Annotated in this window: 7 protein-coding genes and 1 tRNA gene; 2 read left to right on the top strand and 6 right to left on the bottom strand. The window is 60.5% G+C overall.

From position 1 onward, the window contains the following. Window positions 1–143: 143 nt before the first annotated feature. From proC to BLS13_RS16560, 6 genes are all read right to left on the bottom strand, one after another. The gene (proC, locus tag BLS13_RS16585) at window positions 144–959 is read right to left on the bottom strand and encodes a pyrroline-5-carboxylate reductase (protein ID WP_093453797.1); all 816 of its coding nucleotides are present in this window, start codon (window positions 957–959) and stop codon (window positions 144–146) included. Between the two features lie 28 nt (window positions 960–987). Then, window positions 988–1,497 carry a type III secretion system chaperone family protein gene (locus tag BLS13_RS16580; RefSeq protein ID WP_093453787.1) on the bottom strand — a complete coding sequence of 170 codons (510 nt, stop codon included), beginning with the start codon at window positions 1,495–1,497 and terminating at the stop codon, window positions 988–990. Between the two features lie 120 nt (window positions 1,498–1,617). Beyond that, complete coding sequence (locus tag BLS13_RS16575) at window positions 1,618–1,872, bottom strand: accessory factor UbiK family protein (RefSeq protein WP_093453785.1); 255 nt, start codon at window positions 1,870–1,872, stop codon at window positions 1,618–1,620. 23 nt (window positions 1,873–1,895) lie between these two features. Then, the gene (locus BLS13_RS16570) at window positions 1,896–2,447 is read right to left on the bottom strand and encodes a TspO/MBR family protein (protein ID WP_093453784.1); all 552 of its coding nucleotides are present in this window, start codon (window positions 2,445–2,447) and stop codon (window positions 1,896–1,898) included. A gap of 95 nt (window positions 2,448–2,542) precedes the next feature. Beyond that, a complete protein-coding gene (locus BLS13_RS16565; RefSeq protein WP_093453782.1) occupies window positions 2,543–3,277 on the bottom strand; it encodes a TlyA family RNA methyltransferase in 735 nt (244 codons plus the stop codon). A 43-nt stretch (window positions 3,278–3,320) separates the two neighbouring features. Further along, window positions 3,321–3,396, bottom strand: a tRNA-Val gene (locus BLS13_RS16560). 540 nt (window positions 3,397–3,936) lie between these two features. Here BLS13_RS16560 and BLS13_RS16555 point away from each other — a divergent pair. Then, on the top strand, window positions 3,937–5,358 hold the full coding sequence (locus tag BLS13_RS16555; protein ID WP_093453781.1) for a glycosyltransferase family protein: 1,422 nt from the start codon (window positions 3,937–3,939) through the stop codon (window positions 5,356–5,358). Beyond that, window positions 5,358–6,842: a glycosyltransferase gene (locus BLS13_RS16550; RefSeq protein ID WP_093453779.1), complete on the top strand. Its 1,485-nt coding sequence runs from the start codon at window positions 5,358–5,360 to the stop codon at window positions 6,840–6,842. Before BLS13_RS16555 ends, BLS13_RS16550 begins: the two co-directional genes overlap by 1 nt. Window positions 6,843–6,915: the final 73 nt, after the last annotated feature.

The raw sequence follows: 6,915 nt of genomic DNA, 5'->3' as shown, positions 1-6,915 counted from the left end.
TCGACATATCCCCATGATCCACCTCCAACGAGGTTGAATCACAAACTTCTCCGCTTGGGAATCAATCGATTCACAAAATCAGCGCGACGCTCTAGCGCTCCCTGATTCCTCCCCGAGCTTGCTCGGGGAGGAATTCCCCCTCGCTACCCGCGCGCGGCGGCGGCGAGTTCACCATTACGCCGCGCCGAAGCCGCCAGCGTGTCGCGCAAGAGCACCTTCAATGCGCCGTCAGCATCGAGAACATTGAGCCCTTCGCGCGTACTACCACCCGGGCTGGCAACGCGATCGGCCAGCACGGCCGGGCTTTCGGAGGATTGAGCGGCCAACAGGCCCGAGCCCTTGACTGTTGCTATTGCGAGCCGCGTCGCCTGATCGGCCGGCAAACCGAGCGCCGTACCCGCTTCAGCCATCGCATCGATGAAACGGAACAGGAAACCGGGTCCACAGCCCGACAGCGCCGTGACCGCATCGAACAGGTTTTCATCGGTGATCCACTCGATCAGGCCCAGTGGCGCGATCAGCGCCGCGGCATCGCCTCGCGTCGCTTCATCCGCATCCTTGCTGAACAGGGCGCTGACCCCCTCGCCAATCGAGACCGGCAGATTGGGCATGACCCGAACGGTCGCAACAGCCCTGAAAGCCGCGGAAAGCGTCGCGGTCTCGACGCCCGCGAGAATCGACAGCAGCAATCGTGGCGCGCCGGTCTTGGCCGCGAAGAGATCGCGGATCACCCCCAATTGTTGCGGCTTGACCGCCAGCACCATTGTATCGGGCTGCGCATCGCCTGCCGGCACCTCGCGCAACAGGGTCACGCCACCGGGAACGTCGGCGATATAAGGATCGATCACGACAATCTTCGTCGGATCGATGCCGGCCGCGATCCAGCCGCGCAGCATCGCGCCGCCCATATTGCCCGCGCCGACCAGCCACAGCGGACCGTTCACTGCCAGACCCGTCATGTCGTCGTCCCGTTCGATGAAAAGAGGATCAGGCCTCACCCTGCGTTTCGATCAGCGCCGACGCGATCGCGTCCTGCGGGCTCTTGTCCGCCCAGAGCACGAACTGGAACACCGGATAGAAGCGCTCGCATTCGTCGATCGCCGCTTCGACCAATGTCTCCGCCTGCTCCAGCGTCAGCGCGGCATCGCCCTGACCGTCGAGCAGTGCCGCGTGGCGGAACAGGATCATGCCCGAACTCGCCCACATTTCGAAATGGCCGAGCCACAATTGCTCGTTGATCAACCCCAGCGTTTCATAAATCGCCACGCGTTTGTCGCTGGTTACGCGGATGTCCGGCAGGGCCAGGAATTGCAGGACGCGATCTTCGTCCCGCCATACGGCGCGCAGCTCATATTGCGTCCAGCTGCCCTGAAAATGCGCGACGATTTCCTCATCACCCGCGCGTTCGCATTCCCAACCATGCGCCGTGAAATATTGCTCGAGCATGTCGATGGGGGCACTGGCATCGCGCACGGATTCGTAATCATCCACGTTCATATGGGCTACTCCGCTGCCCTCTATCCGACCCGTGACGCGAAATCAGCCCGGTTTCAAGCGGTAAGCAGGGAACTGGCCGATGAAAGCTGTGGATAGTACGCAAAAAGCAGCGGCTGAATTTCACGCTTTCTTCGCGATACCGGCCTCCAGGGCCTCGATTCGCGCTTTCAGCGCATCGGCTTCTTCGCGGGCCGCGACAGCCATGGCCTTAACGGCATCGAATTCGTCACGGGTCACGAAATCCAGGCCGCCGATCCAATCCTTGGCACGCTCTTTAACCGACGCCTCGGCCTCCCGACCCATCCCGGCCAAAGTGCCGGCGGCGCCGTTCATCATCTTGACGAGATCGTCGAAAATTCGGTTCTCGGATTGCATGATCAGATCCTCTGACTAAGTTCTTAAAGGGAGATTTGGGTATCGCCGCCCTGCGGCACAACCCCGGCATCGGGGTTGAGGGCGTGGATCTGCCAGTTGAGCAGCGCCGCGAAGACCAGCCAACCCAGATAGGGTAGCAGTAATATGCCCGCCATCCTGCGTATCCGGAAAAACAGAACCGCCGTTATCACCGCCAGCACGAAAATCGCGAGAATCAGCCCGAATGCCGGCATCACCCGATGCAGGGCGAAGAACAAGGGCGACCAGCACAGGTTCAGCAGCAACTGGAGCAGGAAGGCTGTGATTGCGGCAACGCGCCCCCGCGCCCCGCGCGCATTGAGAATGACGGCAAGAGCCAGCCCCATCAGAATGTATAGGATCGTCCACGCAACGCCGAATGCCCATCCAGGCGGCATGAAGCCCGGCTTGGCCAACGCGGCAAACCATGAATTGCCATTGCCCGAATTGGCGACGACTCCGGACAACGTGCCCAACAGGACGATCCCCGGCACCGTCACCAGCGCCCACCGCAGGTAAGATACGCGCAGTTGCGCGGCCGAAGCTATTCCGCCCATTACGAATTCCTCATATGTTCGCGTTCCATGCGACAGCGACGCTAAGGAGTCGAGTTTGGATTAGCGTCGCCGCGCGCCTCATCGGCAGGTTCACCTTATTTTCGCGCCGCCAGCAGAAACTCGACATTGCCTTCGGGCCCCGTGATCGGACTGGGCACGACACCCTCGACTTGCCACCCCAGTCCCGCGATCCACGCGACAGCCGCATCGCAGACACGAGCGTGAACCACCGGATCCCGGATGACCCCCCCCTTGCCCACCTCCTCGCGACCCGCCTCAAATTGCGGCTTGATCAAGGCCACCAGTCGCGCCGCGGGCGCAGCGAAGCTGAGCGGCTTCTCGAGCACCTTGGCCAAAGAGATGAAACTGGCATCGCACACGATGACGTCTATCGGTTCGCGGACCTCGTTTTCGGTAAGATAGCGGGCATTGGTCCGCTCATGCACGATCACCCGTGGATCCTGGCGCAATTTCCAGGCGAGCTGGTTGGTGCCGGAGTCGATCGCATAGACGCGCTTCGCACCACCGGCCAGCAGCACGTCGGTAAAACCGCCGGTCGACGAGCCGACATCCATCGCAACCGTATCGGTTACCCCCCAAGCGAAATGATCGAGTGCGTGGGCGAGCTTCAGGCCGCCGCGCGATACCCAGGGATGGTCGCGCCCACGCACCTCGATCATGGCATCGGCGGGCAGTGACTGGCCGGCCTTTTCGATCTTTCGCTCTCCCACGAAGACCAGGCCCGCAAGAATCAGCGCCTGGCCCCGCGCCCGGCTTTCGACCAGCCCGCGATCCATCAATAATTGATCGGCGCGAATGCCAGCGGCCATGATCGCTTATGTCTCCGGCGGCTGCGAGGTGCCATCCTGACCATGGTGGGCGGTGACGGGCTCGAACCGCCGACCCTCTCGGTGTAAACGAGATGCTCTACCAACTGAGCTAACCGCCCCCGACGTGGGGATGCCGGCCGAATAGCCGCGCTTTGGCGATGCGGAAAGCAAAAAATATTTGGGCGCGTATATCGATCGCCTCGCCCCGCGCCAGATAACGCCCACAAATCGATTTGATCGTCACGTTGCTGCACCGCCGCAATATAAATAGGATTGTTTGCAAAGCATTTGCTGGCAGGAAAAGGCCATTGTCCTTTTGCGCCGCACTATGTTAACGCTTCAGCCATGCGAGCGCTTTGAGATGGGGGCAGGCTCTTGCGGTGGGCTCGCGGCTGATGCCGAACAGGTCCGGCAACCGCGGCGGCAAACCCACAGATGATCCCGAAGCTGCATGCGTTGACCGGCGAATGCCGCCGACAGTTCGGGATGACGATGTTAGTATATTTGCTTTCGCACGCCGGAAAATTCCCCGGATCCACCATTTCCGCTTTCTGTCAAAAGCCTACCGTTAACGCCAAATTCGGCATCGCCTGCCATGGCTGCGCTTCCCATCGGTCAGGTGACTTGTTAGTCGGTGGTGAAGGCGGGAGACTGAAGGCATGACCAAGGCAGCGCGAGGCACGACGATTGATGCCGCTGCTGCGGATCTTGCGGCCATGAAGGCTGCAGATGCCAGTACCGATGATGCGGCTGCCGCCGCCGATACCGAAGCCAGCCTGACTCCCGCGGCCGAAGGCGGAAACCGTGTCACCAAACGCGTTTTTTCTAAGCCATTTTCCATCGACAGCATGCGTCAGTTCGGTTCGCATCTGGTTGTGCGACTATGGGCGGTCGATGCGACTGAATTCATTCGGATCATCGTTCGGACAAAAGGCGAGGCATCGGGCCTGACCCGCGTCAGCACATTATTCTATGCCCGCCGCGACGCCGAAGAGGCAGCAGGGCCGACGGCTCTGGGCCTGACAATCCTGCTGAAAGACCCTTCATTATCCGCCGGGGGCGAAGTGGAGGTGATGCTGGTCACGGTGCGCGACGAAATTCTCGTCCTGCGCGGCACGCCGGTTCGCGACAGCTTCCAGGATTTCTTCGCCGGCATCATGTACGATATACAGCGTGCCGGCCGGCCGATCGAGCAGCGGCTGCTCTTCGATCGTTCGCGCGCTTTGACCGAGCTGCTGCAGTCGAGTTGGGGCGAGTATCTGGCCGTTCAGAAAAAGGCCTATATCAGCTTCGGCAAAACCTATCGGCCCGCAACATTCTCGGTGATCACCGTCTTCTATCGCCGCCCGTTCATCGCAAGCATCTACGCGCTCATCGCCAAGATCCTCGAACTGCCGCCCGGTGCGGAGGTCGTGCTCTGCTTTCAGCAAGCGGCGGTATTCCAACAGCAGATCGATTATCTGGAAGGGCTCTTCCGGATGTTCCAGATCAATCACCGCTTCGTTCTGTTCGAGGAAAATGTCGGATTTTCTGCCGCCAACAATGTCGGCGTCGAAGAAAGCACCAGTCCCCGCGTCCTGCTCGTAAATCCCGATATCTGCTGCAGCGATGCCGGCGTCTATGCCCGGATCGCGCAGGCGGCCGACGATGGCAACGTTTATGGCGCCACCCTGCTGTCCGACGCCGACGAAGTGATGCACAACGGCATCGAATTGCTGGATCAAACGATCGTGTTCAAGACGAAGGCGCTCCGGGTGCTGCGGACCTCGCATATCGGCCGCCACTCGCCGGTCGACCTGATCGAGGAAGGGGAGATCACCGACGCAGAGGCCGTCAGCGGCGCGCTGATCGCCGTACGGCGCGACGTTTGGGACGAGTTGGGCGGCCTGCCCGAACATTTCGTGCTCGCCCATTTCGAGGATGTCGAATTCTGCCGCATGGCAACGAGAGCCGGCATGAGGGTGAAAGTGTATAATAGCCGGAAGCTGATCCACCTCGAATCCTATGGCGCGGGGGAAGATTCGCTGCTGCACGCGATCAAGCAGGTCAATTCGGCCATCTTCAACGCCGGAGCGAAGTGATGCGGGCGCTGATCCTCTCATTCCTGCATCCGGATATTGTGCCTGGCGGGGCCCAGCAGGTCGCCTACAACCTTCATCTCGGGCTCCAGCGCGCCGGCCATCAAAGCTTCTTTACTGCCTTTCACGACAAGCTGCCCGCGCGGTTGCGTTCGGATGCCACGCCGATCGTCAAGATGCCGCAACGCGACAACGAATATATCGTGAATGTCGCGGGCTTCGACTATGATCGCTACGTATCATGCAGCCGCTGGTTGCTCGAAGCCTATGTGCGGTTCGCGCGCGGCATCAAGCCGAACGTAATTTTCGTCCATCATTTCGTGCTCGTGGGTATCGATTTCCTGGTAGCGCTGCGCAAGGCGCTCCCCGAAGCGCGTTTCGTCTTCACGGCGCACGAGTTTCTGCCCATCTGCAAGCGCGACGGTCATCTGGTTCGGACCAACAACCAGCTTTGCACGAGCTATACGCCATTCGATTGTATCGGCTGCTTCCCCAATGCCGAGCCGAAGGACTTCTCGGTCCGGTACAAACTGTTCCAGAGCCTGTTCGACGCCTGCGACGTGGTAGTCACCCCCTCGCTGTTCCAAGGGGAGATATTGGCCGGCCACTTCGCGTTCGGCGACCGCCTGACCGTCGTCCCCAATGGCAGCTTCGATCAGGTCAGCCACTCGTATAATGGCGATGACCGCAGGCCGCGCGGCGATACCATCGCCTTTTTTGGCCAGGTGCTACGGGACAAGGGTATCGAGTTTCTGCTCAAGCAGATCCCGGCGATGCTATCCAATCACAAGCAGCTGACGATCCATATCTGGGGCAGCGGCCTCGACATGAATCCACCCGATTTCCAGCAGCAGGTCGAACAGGCGATGCTGCAGATCGGAGAGAATTTCGGCAAGGACCGGGTTGTATTGCGCGGCAGCTACGACAATCGCCGGGTCGTCGAGATCATGGCATTGTATGACTGCGTGATCTTCCCCTCTTTATGGCCCGAAACCTTTTCGATGGTATTCAGCGAAGCGCTGATTGCCGGCTGCAAGGTCATCGCCCCATCGGTGGGGGCGTTCAAGGAAAGACACGGCGAAGCCGGTGGCAATTGCCACCTCTACGAGCTTGGAGATGCCCTGTCATTTTCGGTCGCGATCAACACCGCCCTGTCGGCGCCGTACAAGCCATTGTCAGCGACCGCTGGCGATAATCTGGCGATCGGCGCGATGACCGAAGGCTATCTGGCGACCGTGCGCACGCAGAACGATGACGTTGCTGCTGAATTACGATCCGGTACCGAGCCGGGCGACGTGATTTCGGCCGCCGCGCCGCGCGTGCGGCCGCCGCTTGCACCAATCGACAACCCCCTTCCGGAAACAAATGCACCGGACATTTTCTCGGAAGATGAGCCCGCTATTCCTCGCCGCGTTCGAAAAAAGATCGCGGTCGATGAGGGCGAGCAGAAGAAAAAGCGTTCGCGGCTCGGCTCCACAACCTTTTGATGGCGGCTTTCGATAACAGGCATTTGGCTACTGGATTGTACATATGGCGACAGGCCCGGCGATGACAGGACAT

It is taken from the genome of Sphingomonas sp. YR710 (genome assembly GCF_900101455.1).
Lineage (GTDB): Bacteria > Pseudomonadota > Alphaproteobacteria > Sphingomonadales > Sphingomonadaceae > Rhizorhabdus.
The sequence above is the reverse complement of the archived record's forward strand: the minus strand, read 5'-3'. Positions and strand labels throughout refer to the sequence as shown.